General features: G+C 56.0%; 32 protein-coding genes. 20 read left to right on the forward strand and 12 right to left on the reverse strand.

Annotated elements, in window-relative coordinates; genetic code table 11:
• Window positions 1-33 precede the first annotated feature (33 nt).
• From fen to HXY31_RS06875, 3 genes are all read left to right on the forward strand, one after another.
• The gene (gene fen, locus HXY31_RS06865) at window positions 34-1059 is read left to right on the forward strand and encodes a flap endonuclease-1 (protein ID WP_292641229.1); all 1026 of its coding nucleotides are present in this window, start codon (window positions 34-36) and stop codon (window positions 1057-1059) included.
• Window positions 1060-1215: 156 nt separating this feature from the next.
• On the forward strand, window positions 1216-1383 hold the full coding sequence (locus tag HXY31_RS06870; protein WP_292641231.1) for a type II toxin-antitoxin system HicB family antitoxin: 168 nt from the start codon (window positions 1216-1218) through the stop codon (window positions 1381-1383).
• 47 nt (window positions 1384-1430) lie between these two features.
• On the forward strand, window positions 1431-2135 hold the full coding sequence (locus HXY31_RS06875; RefSeq protein WP_292641234.1) for an MIP/aquaporin family protein: 705 nt from the start codon (window positions 1431-1433) through the stop codon (window positions 2133-2135).
• Here the strand turns inward: HXY31_RS06875 and dps are convergent.
• Both dps and HXY31_RS06885 read right to left on the reverse strand, forming a co-directional pair.
• Complete coding sequence (gene dps, locus HXY31_RS06880; RefSeq protein WP_292641236.1) at window positions 2132-2719, reverse strand: DNA protection during starvation protein; 588 nt, start codon at window positions 2717-2719, stop codon at window positions 2132-2134. The two genes, HXY31_RS06875 and dps, sit on opposite strands and share 4 nt — an antisense overlap.
• Window positions 2720-2764: 45 nt before the next feature.
• Entirely contained in the window at window positions 2765-3193 is a 429-nt protein-coding gene (locus tag HXY31_RS06885) for an archease (protein ID WP_292641238.1), read from the reverse strand.
• Between the two features lie 72 nt (window positions 3194-3265).
• Here HXY31_RS06885 and hisS point away from each other — a divergent pair, with 72 nt between their 5' ends.
• Window positions 3266-4543 (forward strand): histidine--tRNA ligase, encoded by a 1278-nt coding sequence (gene hisS / locus HXY31_RS06890; RefSeq protein WP_292641240.1) that lies wholly within the window; start codon window positions 3266-3268, stop codon window positions 4541-4543.
• Here hisS and HXY31_RS06895 read toward each other — a convergent pair.
• The 3 genes from HXY31_RS06895 to HXY31_RS06905 form a co-directional block, all read right to left on the reverse strand.
• A complete protein-coding gene (locus HXY31_RS06895; protein ID WP_292641243.1) occupies window positions 4540-4812 on the reverse strand; it encodes a hypothetical protein in 273 nt (90 codons plus the stop codon). The genes hisS and HXY31_RS06895 overlap by 4 nt on opposite strands.
• 23 nt (window positions 4813-4835) lie before the next feature.
• Window positions 4836-5201 (reverse strand): hypothetical protein, encoded by a 366-nt coding sequence (locus HXY31_RS06900; protein WP_292641246.1) that lies wholly within the window; start codon window positions 5199-5201, stop codon window positions 4836-4838.
• An 82-nt stretch (window positions 5202-5283) separates the two neighbouring features.
• Window positions 5284-6738: an ammonium transporter gene (locus HXY31_RS06905; protein ID WP_292641248.1), complete on the reverse strand. Its 1455-nt coding sequence runs from the start codon at window positions 6736-6738 to the stop codon at window positions 5284-5286.
• Between the two features lie 209 nt (window positions 6739-6947).
• On the opposite strand from HXY31_RS06905, the gene HXY31_RS06910 reads away from it, so the two are divergent.
• Window positions 6948-7820 (forward strand): SirB1 family protein, encoded by an 873-nt coding sequence (locus tag HXY31_RS06910; protein WP_292641250.1) that lies wholly within the window; start codon window positions 6948-6950, stop codon window positions 7818-7820.
• Complete coding sequence (locus tag HXY31_RS06915; RefSeq protein ID WP_292641252.1) at window positions 7817-8068, forward strand: hypothetical protein; 252 nt, start codon at window positions 7817-7819, stop codon at window positions 8066-8068. Before HXY31_RS06910 ends, HXY31_RS06915 begins: the two co-directional genes overlap by 4 nt.
• A 6-nt stretch (window positions 8069-8074) precedes the next feature.
• Here HXY31_RS06915 and HXY31_RS06920 read toward each other — a convergent pair whose 3' ends face one another.
• Entirely contained in the window at window positions 8075-8332 is a 258-nt protein-coding gene (locus HXY31_RS06920; RefSeq protein WP_292641254.1) for a hypothetical protein, read from the reverse strand.
• 214 nt (window positions 8333-8546) lie between these two features.
• Between HXY31_RS06920 and HXY31_RS06925 the strand changes: the two genes are divergently transcribed.
• Genes HXY31_RS06925 through HXY31_RS06935 form a run of 3 tightly spaced genes read left to right on the forward strand, consistent with a single transcriptional unit; the run spans window position 8547 to window position 9804 of the window.
• A complete protein-coding gene (locus HXY31_RS06925; protein ID WP_292641256.1) occupies window positions 8547-8873 on the forward strand; it encodes a hypothetical protein in 327 nt (108 codons plus the stop codon).
• Between the two features lie 41 nt (window positions 8874-8914).
• A complete protein-coding gene (locus HXY31_RS06930; RefSeq protein WP_292641259.1) occupies window positions 8915-9091 on the forward strand; it encodes a hypothetical protein in 177 nt (58 codons plus the stop codon).
• Between the two features lie 32 nt (window positions 9092-9123).
• The gene (locus HXY31_RS06935) at window positions 9124-9804 is read left to right on the forward strand and encodes a hypothetical protein (RefSeq protein WP_292641262.1); all 681 of its coding nucleotides are present in this window, start codon (window positions 9124-9126) and stop codon (window positions 9802-9804) included.
• 54 nt (window positions 9805-9858) lie between these two features.
• On the opposite strand, the gene HXY31_RS06940 is transcribed toward HXY31_RS06935, so the two are convergent.
• Complete coding sequence (locus HXY31_RS06940) at window positions 9859-10245, reverse strand: hypothetical protein (protein ID WP_292641265.1); 387 nt, start codon at window positions 10243-10245, stop codon at window positions 9859-9861.
• A 101-nt stretch (window positions 10246-10346) separates the two neighbouring features.
• Here HXY31_RS06940 and HXY31_RS06945 point away from each other — a divergent pair, with 101 nt between their 5' ends.
• Complete coding sequence (locus tag HXY31_RS06945; RefSeq protein WP_292641268.1) at window positions 10347-10619, forward strand: hypothetical protein; 273 nt, start codon at window positions 10347-10349, stop codon at window positions 10617-10619.
• Here HXY31_RS06945 and HXY31_RS06950 read toward each other — a convergent pair.
• Window positions 10608-12839, reverse strand: a complete 2232-nt coding sequence (locus HXY31_RS06950; RefSeq protein WP_292641271.1) for a beta-propeller domain-containing protein — start codon at window positions 12837-12839, stop codon at window positions 10608-10610. The two genes, HXY31_RS06945 and HXY31_RS06950, sit on opposite strands and share 12 nt — an antisense overlap.
• 305 nt (window positions 12840-13144) lie before the next feature.
• On the opposite strand from HXY31_RS06950, the gene HXY31_RS06955 reads away from it, so the two are divergent.
• From HXY31_RS06955 to rnhA, 3 genes are all read left to right on the forward strand, one after another.
• On the forward strand, window positions 13145-13945 hold the full coding sequence (locus tag HXY31_RS06955; protein WP_292641273.1) for an SIMPL domain-containing protein: 801 nt from the start codon (window positions 13145-13147) through the stop codon (window positions 13943-13945).
• Between the two features lie 289 nt (window positions 13946-14234).
• The gene (locus tag HXY31_RS06960) at window positions 14235-14426 is read left to right on the forward strand and encodes a hypothetical protein (protein WP_292641276.1); all 192 of its coding nucleotides are present in this window, start codon (window positions 14235-14237) and stop codon (window positions 14424-14426) included.
• A 31-nt stretch (window positions 14427-14457) separates the two neighbouring features.
• Window positions 14458-14922, forward strand: a complete 465-nt coding sequence (gene rnhA / locus HXY31_RS06965; protein WP_292641278.1) for a ribonuclease HI — start codon at window positions 14458-14460, stop codon at window positions 14920-14922.
• A 3-nt stretch (window positions 14923-14925) separates the two neighbouring features.
• Here the strand turns inward: rnhA and HXY31_RS06970 are convergent, their stop codons facing one another.
• Both HXY31_RS06970 and HXY31_RS06975 read right to left on the reverse strand, forming a co-directional pair.
• On the reverse strand, window positions 14926-15498 hold the full coding sequence (locus HXY31_RS06970; RefSeq protein ID WP_292641280.1) for a DM13 domain-containing protein: 573 nt from the start codon (window positions 15496-15498) through the stop codon (window positions 14926-14928).
• Window positions 15499-15521: 23 nt separating this feature from the next.
• Complete coding sequence (locus tag HXY31_RS06975; protein WP_292641282.1) at window positions 15522-16727, reverse strand: MFS transporter; 1206 nt, start codon at window positions 16725-16727, stop codon at window positions 15522-15524.
• Between the two features lie 129 nt (window positions 16728-16856).
• On the opposite strand from HXY31_RS06975, the gene HXY31_RS06980 reads away from it, so the two are divergent.
• The gene (locus tag HXY31_RS06980; protein WP_292641285.1) at window positions 16857-17450 is read left to right on the forward strand and encodes a TetR/AcrR family transcriptional regulator; all 594 of its coding nucleotides are present in this window, start codon (window positions 16857-16859) and stop codon (window positions 17448-17450) included.
• Here the strand turns inward: HXY31_RS06980 and HXY31_RS06985 are convergent.
• On the reverse strand, window positions 17447-17935 hold the full coding sequence (locus HXY31_RS06985; protein ID WP_292641287.1) for a peptidylprolyl isomerase: 489 nt from the start codon (window positions 17933-17935) through the stop codon (window positions 17447-17449). The two genes, HXY31_RS06980 and HXY31_RS06985, sit on opposite strands and share 4 nt — an antisense overlap.
• A 78-nt stretch (window positions 17936-18013) precedes the next feature.
• On the opposite strand from HXY31_RS06985, the gene HXY31_RS06990 reads away from it, so the two are divergent.
• From HXY31_RS06990 to HXY31_RS07005, 4 genes are all read left to right on the forward strand, one after another.
• Window positions 18014-18166 carry a hypothetical protein gene (locus HXY31_RS06990; RefSeq protein WP_292641289.1) on the forward strand — a complete coding sequence of 51 codons (153 nt, stop codon included), beginning with the start codon at window positions 18014-18016 and terminating at the stop codon, window positions 18164-18166.
• Window positions 18167-18228: 62 nt separating this feature from the next.
• Window positions 18229-20040, forward strand: a complete 1812-nt coding sequence (dinB, locus tag HXY31_RS06995; protein ID WP_292641291.1) for a DNA polymerase IV — start codon at window positions 18229-18231, stop codon at window positions 20038-20040.
• A 71-nt stretch (window positions 20041-20111) separates the two neighbouring features.
• Complete coding sequence (locus tag HXY31_RS07000; RefSeq protein WP_292641294.1) at window positions 20112-20261, forward strand: hypothetical protein; 150 nt, start codon at window positions 20112-20114, stop codon at window positions 20259-20261.
• A 228-nt stretch (window positions 20262-20489) separates the two neighbouring features.
• Window positions 20490-20819, forward strand: a complete 330-nt coding sequence (locus HXY31_RS07005) for a hypothetical protein (RefSeq protein WP_292641297.1) — start codon at window positions 20490-20492, stop codon at window positions 20817-20819.
• Window positions 20820-20854: 35 nt separating this feature from the next.
• On the opposite strand, the gene HXY31_RS07010 is transcribed toward HXY31_RS07005, so the two are convergent.
• Window positions 20855-21085 (reverse strand): ferritin family protein, encoded by a 231-nt coding sequence (locus HXY31_RS07010; protein ID WP_292641300.1) that lies wholly within the window; start codon window positions 21083-21085, stop codon window positions 20855-20857.
• Between the two features lie 109 nt (window positions 21086-21194).
• On the opposite strand from HXY31_RS07010, the gene HXY31_RS07015 reads away from it, so the two are divergent.
• Window positions 21195-21602, forward strand: coding sequence for a hypothetical protein (locus tag HXY31_RS07015; RefSeq protein ID WP_292641303.1), 408 nt, complete (start codon window positions 21195-21197; stop codon window positions 21600-21602).
• A 40-nt stretch (window positions 21603-21642) separates the two neighbouring features.
• The gene (locus HXY31_RS07020) at window positions 21643-21840 is read left to right on the forward strand and encodes a hypothetical protein (protein ID WP_292641306.1); all 198 of its coding nucleotides are present in this window, start codon (window positions 21643-21645) and stop codon (window positions 21838-21840) included.
• Window positions 21841-21842: the final 2 nt, after the last annotated feature.

Consider the following 21842-nt stretch of genomic DNA (forward strand, 5'->3'; position numbering starts at 1 on the left):
ACATATTAGATTTGCTTTTTCCAAGTACTGCGTATGGGGCTTGACCTAAAGCCGCTTGTGACGGCGCAGCCTATCAAGCTTGCCGAGCTGTCAGGCAAGGTTGTGGCAATCGACGCTTTTAACGCAATCTACCAGTTCCTTGCCACGATAAGAGGTCCGACGGGAGAGCCCCTCATGAACGGAAAAGGCGAGATAACGAGCCACCTGAGCGGCCTTTTCTATCGCAACGTCAACCTGCTTGTGGAGAACATCAAGCCAGTTTACGTCTTTGACGGCAAGATGCACGCGCTCAAGACCCAGGAGGTAGAGCGCAGACAGCAGGTCAAGCAGGAAGCGATGAAACAGTACAGCCAGGCGCTTGAAGAGGGCAGGATGGAAGACGCGGTGAAGTACGGCAAGCGCACCTCTGTTCTGACTGAAAGCATGGTGGAAGAATCGAAGAGACTTTTGGCGGCGCTTGGCATACCGCACGTACAGGCGCCTGCAGACGGCGAGGCTGCGGCCGCGCACCTGACAAAGGCAGACCTTGCATACGCTGCTGCAAGCCAGGACTATGACTCGATACTGTTTGGCGCAAAAAGGCTCGTGCGCAACCTTGCAGTCAGCGGCCGGCGCAAGGTGCCAAACCGCAACGCGTACGTGGACGTCGAGCCGGAGATGATAGAGCACGACAACGTCTTGAAGGAGACCGGCCTTTCGCACGAGCAGCTGGTCGACGTCGGCATACTGATAGGCACCGACTTTAACCCCGGCGGGTTTTCCGGCATTGGCCCCAAGACCGCGCTCAAGCTGATAAAAGAAAGTGGCAAACTTGAAAACGTCGCCAAGGTAAAGGACCAGCTGCAGGAAGTACCGTACCAGGAAATACGCGACATTTTCTTGAAGCCGGAAGTACCCAAGATAGACAGGATTGACTTTGGAGCTGTCGACAGGGAAAAGGTGCTTGACTATTTGTGCGTGCAGAAAAGTTTCTCTACAGACAGGGTTGCAGGCACGCTTGACAGGCTGCAGAAGGCCCAGGACAGCAGGAGCCAGTCGCTTGAAAAGTGGTTCGGCTAGCGGAATGATATTCCGGGATTGGAATATTTTGAGCGTGGGTTGGAATATATTCCACAAAAACACAGGGGCAGTCCTCATCGTCACTTGTGGCAACATCTTGCCATGTCGGCCTAAAAAGAAGTAATTTTCTTATAAGCAGATGCTTCAAGTGATACCGTGGCGAAAAGAGAATACAATATTGCTGTGAAAAAAGACGGCAAGTTCTACGTCGGCTACTGCCCAGAGATCCCGCAGGCAAGGGGGCAAGGAAACACAAAGGCCGAGGCCATAAAGGACGCAAAACGCGCCATCAGACTTTGCAGGGCCTTTCTCGAATTGCTATGAGAAGAAAGGTCGATTATTTTATATAGACTTATTCTGGCTTAGGGGCTGTGGTAAACCCAAGAGCATGGCTTGCTGAAGCCATCGGAACTTATGCGCTGGTCTTCTTTGGACCGCTTGCAATCACAATAGCGATAGCGATGTTTGACCTCGGCATGGGGCCGGACGCCCTCCTCATAATCTCGTTTGCGCACGGCGCAGTGATAGGCCTCATGGTCTACGTGTTCGGCCACGTGTCAGGCACGCACATCAACCCTGCTGTGACCATAGCCATGATGGCTACAAAGAGGATGAGCCCCAAAGACGGCGGGCCGTACATCGCCTTCCAGCTGATAGGCGCGGTCCTGGCGTCTGCGACGCTTGCAGCCATCATCCCGACTTTTGCGAGCGAGGTCAACTATGGCGTACAGGGCGGGCCGAGCGAATTCTTGGAAGGCAGCGCCGGCGCGGCGTTTGCAGTTGAGGTGATACTGACCTTCTTCCTTATGACTACGATATACATGGTGGCAGTCCACAAAAAGGCGGCGCCCGGCTTTGCAGGCATTGCAATCGGCGGCATGATATTTCTGCTCCACCTAGTAGGCGTCCCGCTGACCGGTGCAAGCATGAACCCTGCAAGGACGTTTGGGCCTGCGCTCGTGTCAGGCTACTGGGACTTTCACTGGGTGTACTGGGCAGGCCCCATAATCGGCGCGCTCATCGCTGCCTTTGTCATGAACTATATCTTTGTGAAAAAGGCAGAAAAAGAGGCCTAGAGCTGCGACAGAGCCCTAGAGTGCTTGTGCGTGTGCGGACGCTCGCCGGCGTATTTCCGGCGCATGTGGCCCGACGGGCGGCCGTACAGCAATTCAAGGAACCACGACTCGTGCTCTATCTCCTCCTTCAGGATGTCCTTGGCAATCTCGTACGTGGACGGGTCCTTTCCTAAAGTGAGGTTGCACATCTTGTTCCAGTTCACGATTGCACCCTGTTCTGCCGCCAGGCACTTTTTCATTATCTCTTTGTGGTCAGTCGGCGTCGGCTTTGGTAATTGCAGGAACTCGCAGCCTGACATGCGCACAAACTCCATTGCGTCGTCTGGCAGTGAACCGCCCAGTTCATAGATGCGCTGTATGCACGACTCGAAATGGCTCAGGTCTTCAAGGCGCGCGTCCTCTATGACACCCTTTAGACCCTCGCCTTCAAGCGTGGTGCAGTGCGCGCGCAGGTTTGTAAAGTAATAGTACGCGGTGAACTCTACCGACGCGTTGTATATCAGCTGCTTCAGTATCTCGTCCACGTTTGCCCCGTTCTGCTTCAGCACGTTGATGCCTACGACGTTTATCTTTTCTTCAGTCATCCTACTGTCCGGGTAGGCGGGGAGGGTACGCGCTAATAAGGATTCTCAAAGATCGAGCAGAAACCGCACCGTTGTCCTGCCGCGCTCTTGCTTTACCATCATCTCGTGGTAGGTGACTGCCTTTATCTCCACCTTGTACGCGTGCTTTTTCAGGTCCAGTTTCTCGCCCCTTGCAACGCCGGCAAGCAAATACCCGCCGTCTTTCTTGCTGATTTTCACAGAAAACTCGGACATCACTATCCCGTCTGCGACAAGGACGAGCATCACCTTGTCCAGCCAGTCAAACAAAAGCGACTCCAGGTCGTGCCCTTCCGCCTCTATCCTGATCTCGCGGTCCGGCCTGACATCTTTCAGGTCTATCATGGTGTCGTTGAGGCCTTTAGCCGCCTGCTCAAACGCCTCCTCCAGGGTCTCGCCGTAGGCCTCGATGACAGCGTCTGTCATGTGCTCCAGAAATCGGTAGCCGCCGGCCATCAGGGCTGATCACACGGTTTGCTATAACTACCTAACGCAAAATCTAAATGCTGACAACCTTGTGTTGAAGGTGTGAAGATAGAGCTTCCCCGCGGGATGCGGGACGTCGAGCCCGAAGACCTTGACGGCATAAACTATGTGCGCGACAGGTTCTTCGAGACCGCGCGCCTTTTCAACTTCAAGATGATGGAGCCAACGCCCATCGAGCTTTTGTCGACTCTAGAGGCAAAGAGCGGGGCTTCTATCTCAAACGAGATTTACGCGTTCAAGGACAAGGGCGACCGCGACGTGGCCCTGCGCTTTGACCTGACCATTGGCCTCACCAGGTATGTGGCGCTTAGACGCGACCTGAAGATGCCAGTCAAGCTCGCGTCGTTTGCCGGCGTGTGGCGCTACGACGAGCCGCAGGCAGGCAGGTATCGGTATTTCCACCAGTGGGACATCGAAGTCTACGGCCCCAAGTCGCAGGAATCCGACGCAGAAGTTATAGAGTTTGTGGCCTCGTTCTTCAAAAAGCTGGGCCTTGAAGTGTCAATTCAGGTAAACGACAGGCAGGTAATCGAGCAGTTCATCAGGGAAAAACTCGGCATAACAGAAGAAGAAAAGGTGCTAGAGATGTTCCGGGCAGTCGACAAGGTGTCAAAAAAGGGCGCGCCGGCAGTCATTGAAGAATACAAAGAGTCGGTAGACCCCATCAAGCTGCAGGCGCTGCTCGACCTGTCGCAGATAAAGGGCTCTGTCGACTATGCCACCATTTCAGCAGACATCCAGAACCTCGAAGGCTGGGACAGGCTCGTGTCGCTCATGGACTCGCTCAAGTCGAGGAAGGTCGACAACGCCTTTCTGAACCTCGGCATAGTGCGCGGGCTTGACTACTATTCTGGCATGGTCTTTGAGGTCTTTGACGCAAACTCGGACGGGGGCGCGCTCGTGGGCGGAGGGAGGTACGACAGGCTGACAGACGCGTTTGGCCGCAAGGACATCGGCGCTACGGGCGCGGCCGGCGGGATAGAGCGCATCCTGATGGCGCTCCAAAAGCGCGGCGCGGTAACAAAGCAGGCCCGGCCGCTTGTGTACGTCGCGTACGCAAGCGACGACATGAAGGGCAGGGCGCTAGAGATGGCGTCGCTTTTGCGCAACAGCGGCATACCGGCAGACTATGACATCCTCGGACGGGCGCTGCGCAAGCAGCTTGACGACGCGGCAAGCAGGGACGCCACGATAGCAGTAATAGTCGCGGCAAGCGACATGGCAGAGGGCAAGGTTACAGTACGGTCGATGAAGGACGGCACGGAAAACAAGCAGCCGTTTGAAGGCATTATAGAAATGATAAGGAGTATGGAGGGCTAGAGCTTTATCATCGCCACGCTCTTCATCTTGACAATACCGCTTGGCTTTTTGTCGTAGACTGTCCTGACCACGAGGTCGGGCGGATCGTAGCTGACAAACAGGTCGCCGGGGTCAAGCAGCTGCATGTCATAATTTACCTCAATTACTTCTGGCCTGATGCCGTTTTCTGCCAGCCTGGCCTTTGCCCTGCCTATCAGCTCCTGGTCAGACGTGTTTGGCGCAAGAAAGACCTTTGGCTTGGCGCTTGTCAGGAACTGGCTCAGGTCCATGCGGGGAAGCGAACCTTGCTCGACTAATAACCTTTCGCAGGCTCTTGCGAGCCCACTACCTTGAACCGGTACTGCGAGAAGCTCTGCCGGTACATGCGCGCGTACGACTCTGCGGCATCGTAGGTGCGGAAGACCTGCCTGACGCCGTCTATCGACACCTTCTGCCCATAGACGTCGATTATCTCGACTGCATACGACTTGGGAAGCTTCCTAGCCTGCCTCAGCATTATCACCGTGCTCACTATGATAAAGATGACAGTGACAGTGCAGATGGCGGCAAACTCAAAGTCCTTTGCAAAGGCGCCAACAGGGCTTGCGACGTTCTGATAGAGCCACGAGTAAGTGACAAGAATGGCTGCCGCCGGCGCACCTAGCAAGGCCCTGAGCATATAGACTGCCACGGTAGCAGAAATATTAAGCGTTGTGGTGTCAAAAAAATGAAAAAGGAAAAAGAGGGGACAGGCTTTAGGCCTAGTCCATCGCGTAGGCGCGTTCGCCGTGCTGCGCCAGGTCGAGGCCGACTTCTTCCTCTTTTGGCGTGACGCGGATTCCGCCGGGCCACACTGCGTCCATCACCTTGATGATGATGGCAGTGATACCCATTGCCCATGCAAGCGCTGCAAACGCACCGACTGCGTTCTCGTAGAGCTGCGCAGGGTTGCCAAAGGCAAGGCCCTGGTCACCCCACGAGTACCTGCTCTCGGAGAAGATGCCGGTGAGAAGTGCGCCAGCAAGACCGCCGATTCCGTGAACGCCCCATGTGTCCAGCGCGTCGTCCCACTTGCGCTTGTTCTTGAAGGCAACCGCCGCGTAGCAGACAATCGACGCAATGACGCCAATTATGATGGCAGACATTGGCGACACGAAGCCTGCCGCAGGCGTGATTGCCACGAGCCCTGCAACTGCGCCAGACGCGGCGCCGACAGTCGAGGCCCTGCCTGTGTGCGCCCACGAAATGAGCGACCACGTGAGAGCCGCGGTGCCTGTTGCAACCTGGGTGGCGACAAACGCTCCTGTTGCCGCGTTGCTTGCGTCACCTGCCGAACCTGCGTTGAAGCCGAACCAGCCGACCCAGAGCAGGGCAGCTCCCATGACCACCATTCCGACGTTGTGCGGTTCCATCGGGATCTTGCCGTACCCGAGCCTGCGTCCAAGCATCAGCGCGACTACAAGTCCTGCCCAGCCTGAGGTGATGTGGATGACTGTTCCGCCTGCAAAGTCAAGCGAGCCCAGTTCGCCCGTCCAACCAAGCGCCGTGCCGTTGGAACCGAGCGACCACGTCCAGTGGGCGGCAAAGTCATAGACAAACGTAGTCCAGAGGATCACGAAGATGAGGAATGCGCTGAATTTCATCCTCTCTGCAAGCGATGCAACTATCAGTGCGGGTGTGATGATGGCGAACATCATCTGGAATATCATCAGTGTCTGGTGCGGTATTGTCAGGGTGTAGACATCAGAAGGCGCGTCGTGCAGCACGTTCTGCAGTCCTGCCCATTCCAGGGTGCCGATAAAGCCGTAGCCGGCGTCGGGACCGAAAGAAAGGCTGTACCCAAAGAGCACCCACTGGATTCCCACCAAGCCTGTGGTGACGAACACCATGTGGAGCACGTTGACGCTGTTCTTACGCCTCGCAAGGCCTCCGTAAAAGAACGCAAGACCTGCAGGAGTCATCATCAGCACGAGGGCCGACGAGGTCAGCATCCATGCGTTGTCTCCGCTGTTGATCTCTGCTGCAATCAAGGCTCCGTCTTCATCCAGCAAAAAGTTGCCTTCTTCGTCTGTCTGCCACGAGTGGTACTTTACCGCAGGGTCGTCAGGCATTGTCTTGGAGTTGTATGCGTACGCCGGGGCAATGCTGATAGTTCCTGCAAGCACCGCTGCAATGGCCAGCATAAGGAAGAGGTTAGCTCTCTTCATTTTGACCATAGGAGCACCGTGGGAGCTGTGAATAAAAGTATTAGGCATATTTTCTGTAGACTTGCAGATAGATTGATTTGATCTATGCAACCAATAATTATCTTAAGCTAGCCATGTCGCCTTATTATCATGATTATTCAATTTTATGATATCATGCCCTGCGAGGCGGACGAGGCAGGTCAGAAATAAATATACTCTGCGTGTCCAGTAAGTGAGCCTTGCCAAAGCCAGAGGAGCTCGTCAGCGACTGGAAGAGAAGCGTAGTCGACGACGTGATAGCAGACAGGACCGACGACCTGGCAAGGTTTGCCCTGCACGCTGCGAGGATCCTTGCATACCCCGACCTTGACGTGAACGACGCGCTAAGAAAGGTGGACGACATGGGGAGGCAGGCGGCAGAGTCTGCCAAGAAAAAGCTGGCAACCCCGCGCAGGCCGACCCAGGTGATTGAGCACATCAACAGCTACCTGTTTGAGACCCAGAAGTTCAGGCCAAACACGGACGACTATTACAACCCGCTCAACAGCTACCTCAATGTCGTCATGGAGCGCAAGACTGGCATACCCATCACGCTTTGCATACTCTACATGCGCGTCGCCGGCGCGCTCGACTTTCAGCTTTTGCCAATAAATTTCCCGTCGCACTTTTTGCTCAAGCATGTGATGGAAGGGGGCAACGGCGAGATAGTGATAGACCCGTTCAACGGCGGCAGGATAATGGACGACTATGCGCTCAAGGCGCTGCTTGAGCGCTCGTATCCCGGCAGGCAGATATCGCTCACAAGGGCGTTTGTGGAAAAGACCACCGCGTCGCAGGCAGTCATCCGCCTGCTCAACAACCTGAAGGGCAGCTACTACGAGTCACAGGACATGGACAAGTACGAGCTTGCAAACGAGATGGTGCTTGCAATTGATCAGTACAACCCGGACGCAATCAGGGACAGGGGGATTGTGCTTTTGAAGAAGGGACTGTCCGACGAGGCAGCAAGCGCGCTGAACATGTACCTTGAAGTCGACCCAGAGGCAGAGGACGCCGACGACGTGCTTGACATAATAAGGCAGATAAGGTCCGGCACGTACGGTAAGAAATGAAGTACCTTGTGGCCGGCTCTGCATTGCTTCTGGCTGGCGGCGTCGCCGCGGTCTTGCTCAATATCCAGGGCGCGTCGTGCCTGACGCAGCTGGCAAGGGTCGACAGGTCCGCGTTTCCGCCCGACGTGCTCGAGCAGATGGAGCAAGACTGCTTTATCATCACCAACTCGTACGTCTACTCGCTCTTTGCAGCAGTCGCAGGTGCCGTGGTCCTAGGCTACTGGTATTTCAGGCGGCGCAAGGCGTAGTCGCGCTTATGCCCGCCGAAAATCAAGCCTTACGCCGCGACGTTGGCGGTAGTCAAACCTGAAAAGCTCGCCGGCTTCAACTTGCAGCGGCTCTAACAGGCGGTTGCATGCAGGGCAGTTCTTTATGGCGTGCCCGCCCATTCCAGAGGCGCACCAGTAGCACGAGTTGCACAGAAGGAAAAAGACGCGCTCTGCAAAGCGCCCGCCTGCAGATTCTGGCACGTTGAAGACAGTTCCAGAACCAGCAGATGCAGACCGACCCATTTTCTCTATTCCTCCAGCCAGACCCGTATGTAACCACGGGGTGGCCGGGGATAATGCGGATCCCCGGAGCCACCCCGGCTTGTAGGGTTGGTCTTGAAGACAACTATTATTGCATGAGAGGATAGTAAAGGGCACCGAACGGAACCTTCTATCTTTATATACTATCCACGGGCAGGCGCCGTGTTTTTATCCGGCCCAAGCCCGCCGGATAACGATGATGATTTTTCGCCTGCCGGCCCTTGCAGACCTGAAGAAGGCCGGCCACCAGGAGCGCATGAACCTGTACCGCAGGTATTTTGCTTCAAGCAGGTACAACCGCCTGCTCATCCAGCAGACGCTTGTCAAGTCCGCCGCCGACCCGGGCCTTGCAAAGGAGGTGGAGAGGATGGAGCAGGAGCACAACCGTGACTTTGCAGAGACAGTAGGCAGGATAAAGGAGTACGGCTACCTCGACGAGTTCCTGGACGCAGTAAAAGAAGAGGACGACGCCCTGCAGAAGGTAATAGAGGCATACGACACGCGGATGCGCGCAGGCAGGTGACGGCAAGGATATAATACGGCGGCGCCTCTTACAGAGGCGGCGTGGCCATAAAGAAGATCAAGTGCGACTGCGGCAGGTTCATCGAGTACACTGACCGCGTGATAGGCGGAAGCAACGCCCAGTCAGGCATGCTTGTCTGCTCCAAGTGCGGCAAGGAGCATCCAATAACGTTCCTCGGCTTTTTGAGCGAGATAAAAAACGCGACCCTCAAGCGCTAGGTTTTTCTATACAACCGATTGATGCCACATCCATGAGGAGTCACATCATCATTGCGCTAGCCATAGCCGCGGGTGCCGTACTTGCCGCAAGCACGGTCACTGCAGTCATGGCAGCGCAGGGACAAAGCACGGCCATGACTGTGGGCGAAAACCGCAAGTTCATGGACTACAAAGACGGGGTATTCAAGGTCAGGGCAGGGGCCGGCGGGCCGACTGCGCCGCTCACGGCGTTCTTCCCGCAGACGGCGCACATAAAGGCAGGCGAGACCGTCGTCTGGTACAACCCAAGCAACATCGCAGAGCCGCACACAGTCACGTTCGTGTTTGACGAGGCCCAGTGGGCAAACTTTGAGACAGCGTACGTTGCAAAGAACGTCGAAGGGTTCGAGCCGCTGACGCCGGGCGAAAACGCAGAACCCGTAACGCTGCCGGGTCCTGACGGCCAGACCGTGATAGTCGCTGCAAACGCAAGGTCAATCAGCGCGGCGGTCGTGTCATCAGACGGGACGGCGACCTATCTGCCCCCCAACGGCGACTATACGCTTGACGGCACAGAAAAGTACGTCAACTCGGGCTTTATCTGGCCGGAAGGCATGACCCCGCCGGGCTTCCCGGAGATAAGCACCTTCAGCGCCAAGTTCGAGGAGCAGGGCACCTACAACTACATCTGCGTCCTCCATCCCTGGATGACCGGCGCAGTCGTGGTGGAATAGGGCAAAAGCCCCTTTCCCTTTTTTTAAAAATATAGAAAAGATGGTGGAAAGCGCCTAGCGCTTCTTTGGTCTGGCCTTCCTTTTCTTGCCGGCTGACTTTTTCTTGCCAGCGCTTCTGGCCTTTGCGACCTGCTTTTGCAGCTGCGCCACCTGCGAGCTGAGCCTCCTTAGCTGCTGGCTCTGCTGCTTTTCGTGCGCGGCAAGCCCATTCTGCGCCTTTTTCACAGACGCCGCTAGCTGGGCTACCGCCTTGCTCGTCTTTTCTATCTGCTGGGCCTGTTTCTTTATCTTTGAGAGGGCCTGGGCCGCCATGGCCTCCGCGTTTGTCGGAACTACTTCCGGCAAAGGTGTTGCAGGCTCGCTTGTGGTCGTTTGCTGTGTCGTTTCATAAACGCCGGCTTCAGAAGCTGCCGGCATCCCCGAGTCCCCTTCTGTAGACATCAGCTTGGGTATGAGGGGCTATCTAAAATCATTTTCCGTCCGGGGCACCAACGGAAATTACGTGGAGCAAGTCTTTTAACAGCCGGCGCCAATATTACGCCGTGCTAGCAGACCAAGACAGGCTGCACCAGCTGAAGGAGGACGCCAAGTGGGCCTCAAGCGTGGAGGGCCAGATGAGGGCAGTCCGGGAGCTTGGGTCTCTTGGCAGGGACGCGCTCCCTGTTCTCGAGGAGGTCCTGCAGGTAAGCGTCAGGGACGAGATAAAGCAGTGCTGTGTAGAGGCTATCAAAAACTTGGGCAGGGAAAGCAGGCCCCAGAACAGCAGGGCGCCGAGGCCAAAAAAGGCGCGCAGAAAAGCCAGGTCACCTAGGTAGAGGCTCCACGGGCTCCGGGTACGGTATGACGCCTCCAGTGCTTCCGACTTGCAGCTCGTTTATTGCTGCAAGCGTGTTTATGTCGTTCATCTTCAGCATGTTTCCAAGCGACAGCGTGTACAGGACGTCGCCGATGTAAAACGACCTGCTTCCCTGTATGCCGTAATAGTAGTAGTCGCCTGAAGTGGAGTGCTCTACGGTGCCTTTCAGCGTAAAGCCGGCGTCGGGGCTTGTGCCAAAGACGTAGAACCCGCGCCAGACCTTTGGCTGGATGTACCTGTCGCCCTCGGTTGACACCTCGTCGTACGAGGTTACCGGTATTGAAAGCACGTCTTTTTCCCTGTCAAACAGGAGCGCCTTGTGGTCCCAGAGCACTTCAGAGTCGGTGCCGGCGTTGCCTATCAAATAGTCGTCCACAAGCCGCGGGTTTGCGACGTCTGACACGTCAAACAGTGCGACTTTGACGCCTGTCGTCTGGACCCCGCCAAACTCGTTTTCTTTCGTGTCCTTGCCAATCCCTATGATATGGTCCTCGTCGTACGGGTGCAGGTAGCTTGAATACCCCGGCAGCTTTAGCTCGCCAAGTATCTTTGGCTGGTCGGTAGACAGGTCTATCACAAAGAACGGGTCTATGCGCTGGAACGTCACGAGGTAGAGCCTGTCGCCGATAAAGCGCGCCGAGTATATCGACTCGTCGGGCGCTATCTGTTCCAGCTTGCCCACCACCTGCATGCCTGCGTCAAGCACGTAGACGTTGTTGTAGAGGCCCGAGGTATAGCGCGAGTAGTATTCCACAGTCGTTGCAACCCTGAACCTGTCGCCCCGCTCGTCCATCGAGAACTGGTTCAAGAGCCTGCCAGGAACTTCCCCTCTTGCAGAGTAGCTTATCTCGCCGGCAGAGCCTATCGCGATCTTGTGAAGGACCGTCCTGTGCGACTCTTTCTGCACACGCTCGTCATAGTCTGAAAGCGCCTTCTGCACCCTGTCTATGAACGCCGCCTTTTCCTGCTCGCCCATGCGATTGTACATGTCCTGTATCACGGTGGCTATCCTGTCCCACTTTTGCGACTCGCCAAGCGACTGGTCGGAGTCAATCGACCTTATCTGCTCCTGCACGTCCTGCGGCAGGAGCGGCATTATTGCTTCAAAGAAGCGCTCGCGGTTTGCCACATCGTAGTAGGGCAGGTATTTCTGGTAGGCGATGTAGATGTTGTTCTCCGACACGTACAGCGTCGACGCGGGGTTCATCATGAAGGTCTGCGAGTTGATGGCGTCGTCTGCGCTCTTGATGTTGACGGAGGTCACTGTGTTAAAGTTGTAGTACGGCTCGGGGTTGTCAAAGTAGTAGATATCAGGCATGACTACAGTTGCGCCTGCTTCTGCAACCTTTGGCAAAAGCGGCTGGCGGTAGTTGTAAAGGTCGCTTGTAGTCACGAGATACACGTAGTCGCCTATCATCCGGGCGTTCGAGTACGCGCCTGTGACGACGTAGTTCTTGGAGACCCGGGGGTCTGACCGGTCAGCCACGTCAAGTATCAGGACATGGGTCTTTGGCGTGTAGACTGGCTGCGGGATGATGTCGTACTGCGGGATGATATCTTCCTGCGCGTACTCTTGGTAGAACACCACAAGCGTGTCGCCGTTCAGGAACATGTTCTGCAGGTACTGGCCCTGCTGGATGTCAAGGCCGACCTTTGCGACCACCTTTGCGGACTCTGCAGGATAGACTTCTGCAATGGTCAACCTGTCGCCTGACAGGATGTAGGCGTACTTGCCGTCGTTTTTGACAAAGTCCGGCTCGTCGACCCCTGCGACCTGGACGTTGGTGGTAGAGTAGTCCTGCACTTCAGAGCTTTGAGTGACAGCCCCGGTAGGTGCCTCTGGAGCCATGGTAGGCCCCTGGGTCTTTTGCGAGTCGCCATCTGTCAGAGTAACTGTCATTCTCTCGAAAGCGGCCCCTCCTGACAGGGTAAGGAGCGCCTCGCGGCTTCCCTCGATGCTTGCAAGAAACGTGGTAAGCTCTTGCACAGAGGAGAACTTTTTCAGCTCCTGCGTGCCAGCCGAGACAAACGTTATCGGGCCTGTCGGGCCCGAGGGGCCGCCCGTAGTGGTCACCCTGTCGACGGGTATGTTACTGCTGATTGAACTCAAGATAAGCACAAAGCCTACCGCCGCCGCGATGCCCACGCCGGCCATGCCGTACATCGGGAACTTTGCCATCCTCTCCACTGACTCCTACTGGTCTTATTAACCAGACTTGCTATCTTAATCCTACACTTTAGAACAGCGCTTTTTGCGCCTCCGTTTCAGCGTTCCGGGCATAGTTCGACATCTGCCGTATTATTGTGCTTCCAGGGCCCCTTGCCCGGCCTGGTTTTGTAATTATTGCAATCCAGATTATAATTTCTATAAAACAAATGCTCGCCAACTGCCGAAAAAACAGCCGTTCTGGAACGTAGAACACATTTCCGGGATGCGTTCTGAAACCTAGGCTTAGGTAGGCACCCTGCATACTATATGGCGTCATGTCAGACCAGAACATGAACAGACGCAACTTTGCGCTGATTGCAGGGATACTTGCAATCGGCCTCGTGGCAGCCACCATAGTTGGCGGCCAATCAATGGCTGCTGCTGCACAACAGCAGCAAGAACAGAACAGCACCGAACATCCGACTGTCAGCACCAACGGCTCGGCAAGCGTGGACGTCCAGCCTGACAAAGTCAGCGTGACTGTAGGCGTCGAGACCGACGGCAAGACCGCGGCAGAGGCAGCGGCGGCAAACGCCGACCTCATGGAGAAGGTCCTGGCGGCACTTAGGGAACTTGGGGTAACAGACGAGCAGATGTCAACAAGCAACTACAGCGTCTACCCAATATACAACACGACAAAGCCCGAAGTGTGCATCATGATCTACCCGCCACCGCCGGAATGCCTTCCAAGGGACGAGATAGTGGGCTACAAGGCAAGCAACTCTGTCACAGTCACGGTGGATGCAAGCTTTGACGCGGGCAGCGTTATTGACGCGGCAGTCGAGGCAGGCGCGACCAACGTGAACGGAGCGTACTTCTTTGTCTCGCAGGAGAAGCAGCAGGAGATACGCGACAGCCTAATCAGCCAGGCAATCGCAAACGCAAGGAGCCGCGCGGACAAGGCAGCTGAGGCAGTCGACATGGAAGTGATAGGCGTCAAGTCGCTAAGCCTCAACGACGTCTACTTCCCGGTCTTCTACAGGGACTTTGCAGCTGAGGCAGCCAGCCCCACCCCGATACTTCCGGGACAGCAGCAGGTCACGATGACCGTGCAGGCAGTATTTAACATGGGCTAGACGCCCTCCCCCTCTCTTTTTATCTCATTTCCTTGTAGATGGCAAGCCTCTTTCGCAGCATCGCGTTTTCCCTGTTGAGGCGGACGACCTCCTCGATAAGCTCCGCCTTGGTCATGCTGGCGTAGGGGGTGTGGCCCGATACAGTCATCGGAATTTCTTGGCGATTTTGTAAAAAAGTCACCGACAGCTGACGAGTTTACCTTCTGCTCTAAATTAGCTGATGAACCCATAGTATTGCAATAGAACCGCACTCCTCAATTCTTAATACGAAAAACAGGCAAGCCGGCACATGGGCCTGGTGACGTGGATAGTCATTGGGATCGTCGTACTGGCGATAATCGGTCTTGGGTGGGAGACGTTTTTCTCCGGCATTGCCCAGGGAGTCGAGAAGCTTGGGCAGAACCCGGTCGTCGAGAACATAGCGAAAGGCGCCAAGAGCATCGGCGACGAGGCAAAGGAAGCCGTCGAGAACATGAGATAGAGTGATAACGAGGCGGCAACAATGATGGCTGTTGGCAGAGATACAGGTCTACTTTGACGGGCTGTGCCAGCCAATAAACCCGGGAGGCATTGCCTGCTACGCTTTTCTCATAAAAAGCGAGGGAAGGGTCCTCCGCAAAGACAGAGGGCTTGCTGCCGAGCCGTTCTCAAAGGGGGCAACCAACAATGTCGCCGAGTACACTGCCCTCATCAGGGCGCTTGAGTGGCTCGTCTCAAACGGAAAAGAGCGCGAGCCTGTCCGCGTGAGGGGAGATTCCAAGCTCGTGATAAGCCAGATGAGGGGCGAGTTCAAGGTAAAGGCAAAGGCAATCGTTCCGCTGTTTCAAAAGGCGGCGCTCTTGGCAAAAAAGTTTGCAGACATTTCATTTGGGTGGATCCCGAGGGAAGAAAACCGCGAGGCCGACAAGCTGAGCGAGGAGGCGTACAACAACGCGTTCTTGGACAACCCGCGGCTTTTGGACAGGATAAAAAAGTAGGGGCTACGCAGAGCCGAGCTCTGCGCCGCCAAAGTACACGCTGAACGACTTGCACCAGATTATGACGTTGTCGTACTTTGACAGGTCCACCCCGTCAGGCAGCTCGTAGTTCTGGTTGCCGCTGTTTGCCTTGAGCCTTCCAAGGTCGACGTAGTCAGACGCGCCCCTGTCAGTCGACAGGTAGACGTAGAGGTCCGGCCCGTTAGTCACGCGAAAGTTCTCAAAGCGCAGGACAGCGCTGCCGTCCTCGAGGTACAGCACAGTCGCCTTGCCAGACGCGTTGTGTATGCCGTCGCCCGCGCCCTGGAACCCGCCGCTCAGCTCTTTTGTCATGGCGTCATCCATAATCGCGTCGTCGCTCTTGTCCATCATTGCATCGCCGTCTTTTTCCATCATCGCCTCGTCATCTGCCATCGCGTCATCTTTTTCCATCGACTCAGTACTGCTGTCGCCAGACGTGGCGACAGGCGCCGGCTCGTCTATCATGGTTTCCGTGAAATACGGCGAGACAGCATAGACCGCGCCAGGCACGACGACTGCAGCCACGATGATTGCTATCAGGATGCTCCTCTTCATGGGAGCAGAAGGTCGGATTATTATTAAAACAGTTTTTCCAGATCTTTTCCAGATCTCGTCAGTTTCTCGGCCGCGTCTGCGGCAGCGGTCTGCCCCTTCAGGGTCCTTGACATCGCAAAAGAGCAAAGCGTGATTGCAAGCGCAAAGACAAACACCGACCTTATCCCGAAAAGTTCCGCTATGACGCCGCCTGCAAGCGGCCCTATGATTGCCCCGATGCTAATCATGGATTCGAGCAGCGCGCTTGAAGTCGCCTTTTCTCCGTTCCGGTCAAGCAAGAAGAGGAGCGAGCCTATGTACAGCGCGCTCCACGAGACGCCGAGCATGACCTGTATCGGAAAGGCGTGCAGGTACGTCTGCGATATGAAATACAGCCCAAAGACTACTGCAGAAAGCATGGCTCCAAGCTGTATCGACCGGTAATAGTTTGACTGGATGAAATGCCCGAAGCGGTTCATGAACACAAACTGCGTGATGGCGTTTGTTGAGTATATGGCGCCTATGGCAAAGTCGCCTGCGCCAAGCTCGCTTGCCAAGAAGATTGGAAAGATGCTCCACACCGCGCTTGCCCCAAGCTGGCGCAGGAAAAACGAGGTGTAGACCGTCCTGTTGTGCCGGAAGAGCTCAAGGGTGGTGCGCAGGTTCGTCACCTTTGCCATCCCCTCCGCCGCAGGCGGCACAGGCTCGTCTGCTTTCATGCGCATCGACACTACAAAGCCTGCCAGGAACATGAAGCCGGACAGCGCAAACACGATGTTCGTGTCGCCGCCAAACATCTCTTTCAGGGCGCCGGCCCCAAATGCGCCCATTACCCAGCCAAGCGACCCAAACGAGATTATGCCTGCAAGGGCCAGCTTTTTGTGCGTCGCCTCGTACGACTTGGCGATTAGCGCGCCGGCGTAAATGCCTGTGGCAAGCCCTGCAAACACCCGGATTGCAAAAAGCGACAGCCCGTCGACTGCTGCAAGGTGCAGAAAGAACGCGGCCGCGCACAGCAGATAGCCCAGCCTTATCAGCGTGAGCCTGCTTGCAGGACCCTTTCTGTCGTATATCTTGGCAAAGTAAGCGTATGAAAGCGCCTGGGCAAGGCCGTAGCCTGCAACAATAGAGCCCACAAGGATGTAGGAGTTTGTAAGCATGTTTGCAAAAAGCGACATGAAAGCAGCAGTTGCGCCAATGCCGGCGCTCTCGACCATGTTGAGCGCCTTGAGCGAGCGTGCAAACGTCAATTGTTGAGCGGATCCACGCAACTCTCTAGCCACTAATATGCTGTGTGCCTGTGAAAACTGACTGGCGAGTCAGTATACTTATTAACCGCTGTCTCATATCATGACGCGGGACAGGGTGGGGGATCAGGCATGTGTCCAAAGGTAACAGAGCTGCACAAGAGCGAGGTAAGGGGGCGCATAATCCGCGCCGCCATGGAGAGCTTTGCCCAGACAGGCTATGACAAGACAAAGATGGACGACATCGCCAAGAGACTGGGCCTGAGCAAGGGCACCCTCTATTTGTACTTCAAGAGCAAGGAGGACCTCTTTTTCGGGATCTGCGAGCACAGCATGGAGGAGGGCAAGGACGACGACTCGAAGCTGTTTACGAAAAAAGAGAACGCGGCTTCAGACGCCGAACAGATCTATGACAACATCCGCCGCAGGGAGCGTGGCAACGACAGGATAATCCTCGAGATGGTGGTAGAGTCTGCGAGAAACCCGCGCCTGCGAAAGGCCATGCACGAGTACCGCCAGAAAGTCCACGACCATGTCCTGCAGGAAATAAAGAAGAAATCAGAAGACGGGTTCATAAGAAAAGACGTTGACGTAAATGGAATTGCAGTCGCGCTCGTTGCGCTCTACGACGGCCTTGCCATCAACAGGATGATAGGGATGAGCGACGCCATGAACAAAAGGGCGTGGGTGGCCATGATAAAGGCCATGATTGCAGGCTCTAGCTAGTCGCTGTACGTTACTTTTGTCATCCTTGCCTGCTCCGGGTCCTGCGGCGCGTCGTTTGCGTCTGTTTTCAGCGCGGCTATCTTGTCAACCACGTCCATGCCGGACTTGACCTTGCCAAACACGGTGTACTGGCCGTCAAGGAAATTCGAGTCCTTTAGAACAATAAAGAACTGCGAGCCTGCGCTGTTTGGGTCCATTGCGCGCGCCATAGAGAGCACGCCCCGCGAGTGCGGCTTTTTGTTGAACTCTGCCTTGACGTTCCAGCCAGGCCCGCCGGTGCCCCACCTGCCCTTGTTGGCAGCGCTCTTGGTCAGCGGGTCGCCTCCCTGTATGACAAACCCGGGAACAATCCTGTGGAAAAGTGAGCCGTCGAAAAAGCCGGACGACGCAAGCTTTTTGAAGTTCTCCACGTGCTTGGGCGCAACGTCTGGGAAAAACTCGATTTCAATGTCGCCTTGTTTTGTCTGAATCTTGGCAGTAGGCATGCGTCTTGTCAGGCAGGGGCGGTATTTGAACCCTTGAGAGGGCAAAGGTCATTTAGCCGGTTCGTCAATTAACTAATGATGCACGAATACCTCACGCCCATCAGGGAAAGGTACGTTGAATGCAGGTGGTGCGGCAAGAGGACGCCCCACGCGTGCCTGAAGTGCAGCTACTGCTATTCGTGCCATCCTGTTATAGAGGCTGCCGAGCGTATGCCGGCAAGCGCCGCCTGACACCCCCTCCCCCTTCCGTGCTCCTTCTGTTATAAGCAATCGAGGCAGGAAAGCTTGCGCGCATGAGGTATTTTGTGGGCTGTACGGGCTGGAGGTCTGCGGCAAGGGAGCAGGGGTTCTATCCTGCTCCTGCAGACCCAAAGGAGTACCTGTCGTACTACTCGCGCGTCTTTGACTTTGTAGAAGTGGGATTGCCGGCTACCTACAGGTTCTCCCTTGCCCGGTGGGCCCGCGAGACCCCGGAGGGCTTTCGGTTTGCGATAAGAATGCCGAGGCAGGCTCTGGACGACGGGACGCTCGGGCACTTTCTTGAAAGCCTGAAGGACGTTGAAGAAAAGGTGCTGGCAGTTGTACTGCAGACGCCGCCCGGCACGGACTTGACAGACGGCAAAGAATGGCTTGAAAAAACGCTTGGCGCGTGCACGTACCACGGCTACTCTGCAGTGGTCGAGTTTTCGCACCCGTCGTGGTTTCAGGACGCAGGCTACAGCATACTCAGGAGGCACGGCGCGGCCCTCTGCTGGGACGCAGGCAAGCGCGGGACGCCGCACGCCGAAGTCACGGCAGACACAATCTACCTGCGGCTTGGAGGCGACAGGTGGCACGAGTGGGTGGAAAAGGCCGCAAGAGAAGCGCTTGACGACAGGAGGATAGAGGCAGTCGCAATAGCTGCGCCGGCGCCCGCGCTTGCAAACGCGGCTCTAAAGGCGCTTGGCATGTCCGAGAAAAAATATTCCGGGCCTCTCCCTGCGCCGGCGCCGGTGCTGAGCGAGGGCCCATGGACCGGCAGGATGGTGGCTTGCGTCGACCTCAACGCGTTCTACCCGTCGTGCGAGGAGCTGCGCGAGCCCTCGCTTGCAGGCAGGCCGCACGCAGTGATAATGACTGACCAGCCGGCGGGCAGCATAACAAGGGGCGTCGTGTCGTCGTGCTCGTACTCGGCAAGAAAGTACGGAGTAAGGTCTGCGATGCCGCTTTCAAGGGCTCTTGCACTCTGCCCCGACCTGGTGCTCAGGCCGGTGGACATGGGCTACTACAAGCAGGTATCTGAGAAGGTGATGTCAGTGATATCCCAGCTTGCAGACGTGATAGAGCAGGCAAGCATCGACGAGGCGTACCTCGACTGTACCAAAAAGGCTGAAGGGTCAGGCCCCCGCCAGTACGCCCTGAAGATAAAGCGCGCAGTCAGAGAGCAGTGCGGTCTGCTGTGCTCTGTCGGCGTCGCCCCGTCCAAATCCTGCGCCAAGGTCGCGTCCGACTTTAGAAAGCCGGACGGCACCACCGTGGTCCATCCTGAAAGGGTGCACGACTTTCTTGCGCCGCTTGAAGTGGGCAGGATTTCAGGCATCGGCCCCAAGACGCAGCAGGAGCTGAAAAGGATGGGCATAGAGACAGTCGGCCAGCTTGCCTCGTGCGATGTGCAAAAGCTGGTGTCAAGGTTCGGCAGAAACGGCGCGTGGATGTGGAAGGTTGCTACCGGCGCCGACGACGCGCCGGTCGTGCCCCGGGACGACTATGTATCAATAAGCACGGAGCACAGCCTTGAATTGTATGCAAAGAGTAGGGACGAGGTCGTGACGCACCTGAACGGCCTTATCGACGAGGTCTACCGCAGGGTGGCAAAGCGCGGATACCTCTTTCGCACAGTCGGCGTCAAGGTAGTCAGGTCTGACTTTTCCATCGAGACGCGCGAGGTGTCGTTCCAGTCGCCCCAGTCGCAGAGGGAGTCGATAGCCTCTGCAATCCCGCAGCTTGCAGACAGGTTCTCTTTTGCGGGCCGGCCCATCAGAAAAGTAGGCCTGAAAGTCACAAACCTTGTGCCTGCGCGGACACTGGAGGCGCAGCGCACGATAATGGACTTTGTCCCGGGGTGAACGCCTTTTCCCCGGCGCGTCTACAATCCCAACCCAAAGAGCTTATAGCTTTGGCAGAGGGACTCTGCTCCATGGCGGCAGGCGCCGAAACAGTTTCCGATCAGGACAAGCTGTTTTACTGCGACACCTGCAGCATGCTGTTCCTCTCTGAAGGTGACGCACGCGCGCACGAATCGCTGTCGGGGCACTCTACAGTCCAGCCCGCGGTCGCGCAGGCCTAAAATGCAGGGCAGTGTACACGCACTCGTTATAACTTGGCGCGCCTGATGTCAGCATGTCGTATCCAGGCACCAACCCAAAAAAAGCCCCGGGCGGATTCCATGTCGAGGTCTCCGGGGCAGCCCTGGGTATGCAGCAAGCGGGCCCGCCTCCTTTTCCCCTTTGTGGCTCCATTTGCGGGGCGGGCACCGCATAATTATAAGCAAGCGCGCCTATCGTAAGCTGGCGCAATGGACGGCAACACGAAAAAGTTCATCATGAGCCAGATGATGTGGCTCGGCGTCTACTTTGCGATAAGCATAGCCATCTCGATAGGCGCCCAGATGGCCGGCCTGCCGTGGCCGGCTTCGTTTGGCATACTCATCGCAGTCATCATCGGGCTTTCGATGTACCGGCGCAGGCGCTACATGCGCAGGATAGGCATGGGCCAGGGCTCTTTCTTTGGGGGAGGGTTTGGAGGCCAGAAGAGCGTCGAGTACTACTGCATGAACTGCGGGACGAAGCACGACAAGGCGGCGTGCCCCAACTGCGGATCAAAGCTCAAGAAAGCAGGGTTCTAACAAAAAGGGGAGGGGCACGAAGCCCGCTTGGGTTTTTACTTGCCGGATTTCTGAAAGTCTGAAAGCAGCCCCTTGAGCATCCTGGCGTGCTTTTCCTCGTCGGCCTTTATCTCACGGAATGCCTTGGCGCATTTGGTGTTGCCTTCTCTTTCGGCGTCTTTGATGTAGCCGTCGACGCACCAGAGGAACTGGAGTTCTTTTTCGAGCTGCTTGACGATGTTGTACTGGCAGTCTGACAGTATCGTCTTGGCATGAACCTGTGCCATTTAGTTCCAGAGACAGGCCGGAGCCACATAAGGACTAGGAATGCACTGTAATGCACTACAACCGGGTTTATTCAAAATGCCTTTTAGGAAGAAAGCCGATGATTTCTTTGTGAGCGAAAAAAAGCAGGTCGATATTGAAACCCTCACTAAACTTCTGAGGGACCCCGTAATAGTCAAGGTTGTCACGGTCCTTGACATCGCAAATCTTTCGATCCTGGAGCTTCTCGAGTCGGGCCTGACAAAGCAGGACATCAACCACGCCCTGGCCGAAGGCGTGATAGAGATGGACAAGGAGACGATGCCAAAGGCCATCACGACCCCGGAAGCCATGCTCGAGGCAGGCGATACCTACTTTCAGCAGTTTCTAAGTAGCAAGGTCAGGCTCACGGCTCTTGGCCTGTACATAGCTGACTGCATCAAGGGATGCCAGACAGAACAGGAGATAATCGAAAAGGCGCGCGAGAGGTTCGGGTCGGGGACGTTTGTGCCACCGGAGCACCCGCACAGGCCAGGCTAGGAGAGATATGGATAAATCAAACAAAAGAATTGACTTTAGTATGCCTGAAAAGGGCGAGGTAATAGGCAAGAGGTACAAGATTCAGACAAAGGACAGGTTCGGCGAGTGGGTGGATTTCGGGCCCTTTTACTTCAACACGCAGGAAAACATGGCAATCTATCTTGACGAGTACAAGGGCATGATAGGAAAGGCAAGGATAGTCGAAGTCGTCGAGACGGTGGTCAAGTATGTTGGTTGACG

The organism is Nitrososphaera sp., from assembly GCF_013388945.1.
GTDB lineage: Archaea > Thermoproteota > Nitrososphaeria > Nitrososphaerales > Nitrososphaeraceae > Nitrososphaera.

Bases quoted from the DNA above. Each gene is read 5' to 3' on its own strand.
- fen (WP_292641229.1), top strand. From the start codon at position 34: ATGGGGCTTGACCTAAAGCCGCTTGTGACGGCGCAGCCTATCAAGCTT.
- dps (WP_292641236.1), bottom strand. From the start codon at position 2,719: ATGACTGAAGAAAAGATAAACGTCGTAGGCATCAACGTGCTGAAGCAG.
- HXY31_RS06885 (WP_292641238.1), bottom strand. From the start codon at position 3,193: ATGGCCGGCGGCTACCGATTTCTGGAGCACATGACAGACGCTGTCATC.
- HXY31_RS06895 (WP_292641243.1), bottom strand. From the start codon at position 4,812: ATGGACCTGAGCCAGTTCCTGACAAGCGCCAAGCCAAAGGTCTTTCTT.
- HXY31_RS06900 (WP_292641246.1), bottom strand. From the start codon at position 5,201: ATGCTCAGGGCCTTGCTAGGTGCGCCGGCGGCAGCCATTCTTGTCACT.
- HXY31_RS06905 (WP_292641248.1), bottom strand. From the start codon at position 6,738: ATGGTCAAAATGAAGAGAGCTAACCTCTTCCTTATGCTGGCCATTGCA.
- HXY31_RS06915 (WP_292641252.1), top strand. From the start codon at position 7,817: ATGAAGTACCTTGTGGCCGGCTCTGCATTGCTTCTGGCTGGCGGCGTC.
- HXY31_RS06920 (WP_292641254.1), bottom strand. From the start codon at position 8,332: ATGGGTCGGTCTGCATCTGCTGGTTCTGGAACTGTCTTCAACGTGCCA.
- HXY31_RS06925 (WP_292641256.1), top strand. From the start codon at position 8,547: ATGATGATTTTTCGCCTGCCGGCCCTTGCAGACCTGAAGAAGGCCGGC.
- HXY31_RS06935 (WP_292641262.1), top strand. From the start codon at position 9,124: ATGAGGAGTCACATCATCATTGCGCTAGCCATAGCCGCGGGTGCCGTA.
- HXY31_RS06940 (WP_292641265.1), bottom strand. From the start codon at position 10,245: ATGTCTACAGAAGGGGACTCGGGGATGCCGGCAGCTTCTGAAGCCGGC.
- HXY31_RS06950 (WP_292641271.1), bottom strand. From the start codon at position 12,839: ATGGCAAAGTTCCCGATGTACGGCATGGCCGGCGTGGGCATCGCGGCG.
- HXY31_RS06955 (WP_292641273.1), top strand. From the start codon at position 13,145: ATGTCAGACCAGAACATGAACAGACGCAACTTTGCGCTGATTGCAGGG.
- HXY31_RS06960 (WP_292641276.1), top strand. From the start codon at position 14,235: ATGGGCCTGGTGACGTGGATAGTCATTGGGATCGTCGTACTGGCGATA.
- HXY31_RS06970 (WP_292641280.1), bottom strand. From the start codon at position 15,498: ATGAAGAGGAGCATCCTGATAGCAATCATCGTGGCTGCAGTCGTCGTG.
- HXY31_RS06980 (WP_292641285.1), top strand. From the start codon at position 16,857: ATGTGTCCAAAGGTAACAGAGCTGCACAAGAGCGAGGTAAGGGGGCGC.
- HXY31_RS06985 (WP_292641287.1), bottom strand. From the start codon at position 17,935: ATGCCTACTGCCAAGATTCAGACAAAACAAGGCGACATTGAAATCGAG.
- HXY31_RS06990 (WP_292641289.1), top strand. From the start codon at position 18,014: ATGCACGAATACCTCACGCCCATCAGGGAAAGGTACGTTGAATGCAGG.
- dinB (WP_292641291.1), top strand. From the start codon at position 18,229: ATGAGGTATTTTGTGGGCTGTACGGGCTGGAGGTCTGCGGCAAGGGAG.
- HXY31_RS07000 (WP_292641294.1), top strand. From the start codon at position 20,112: ATGGCGGCAGGCGCCGAAACAGTTTCCGATCAGGACAAGCTGTTTTAC.
- HXY31_RS07005 (WP_292641297.1), top strand. From the start codon at position 20,490: ATGGACGGCAACACGAAAAAGTTCATCATGAGCCAGATGATGTGGCTC.
- HXY31_RS07010 (WP_292641300.1), bottom strand. From the start codon at position 21,085: ATGGCACAGGTTCATGCCAAGACGATACTGTCAGACTGCCAGTACAAC.
- HXY31_RS07020 (WP_292641306.1), top strand. From the start codon at position 21,643: ATGCCTGAAAAGGGCGAGGTAATAGGCAAGAGGTACAAGATTCAGACA.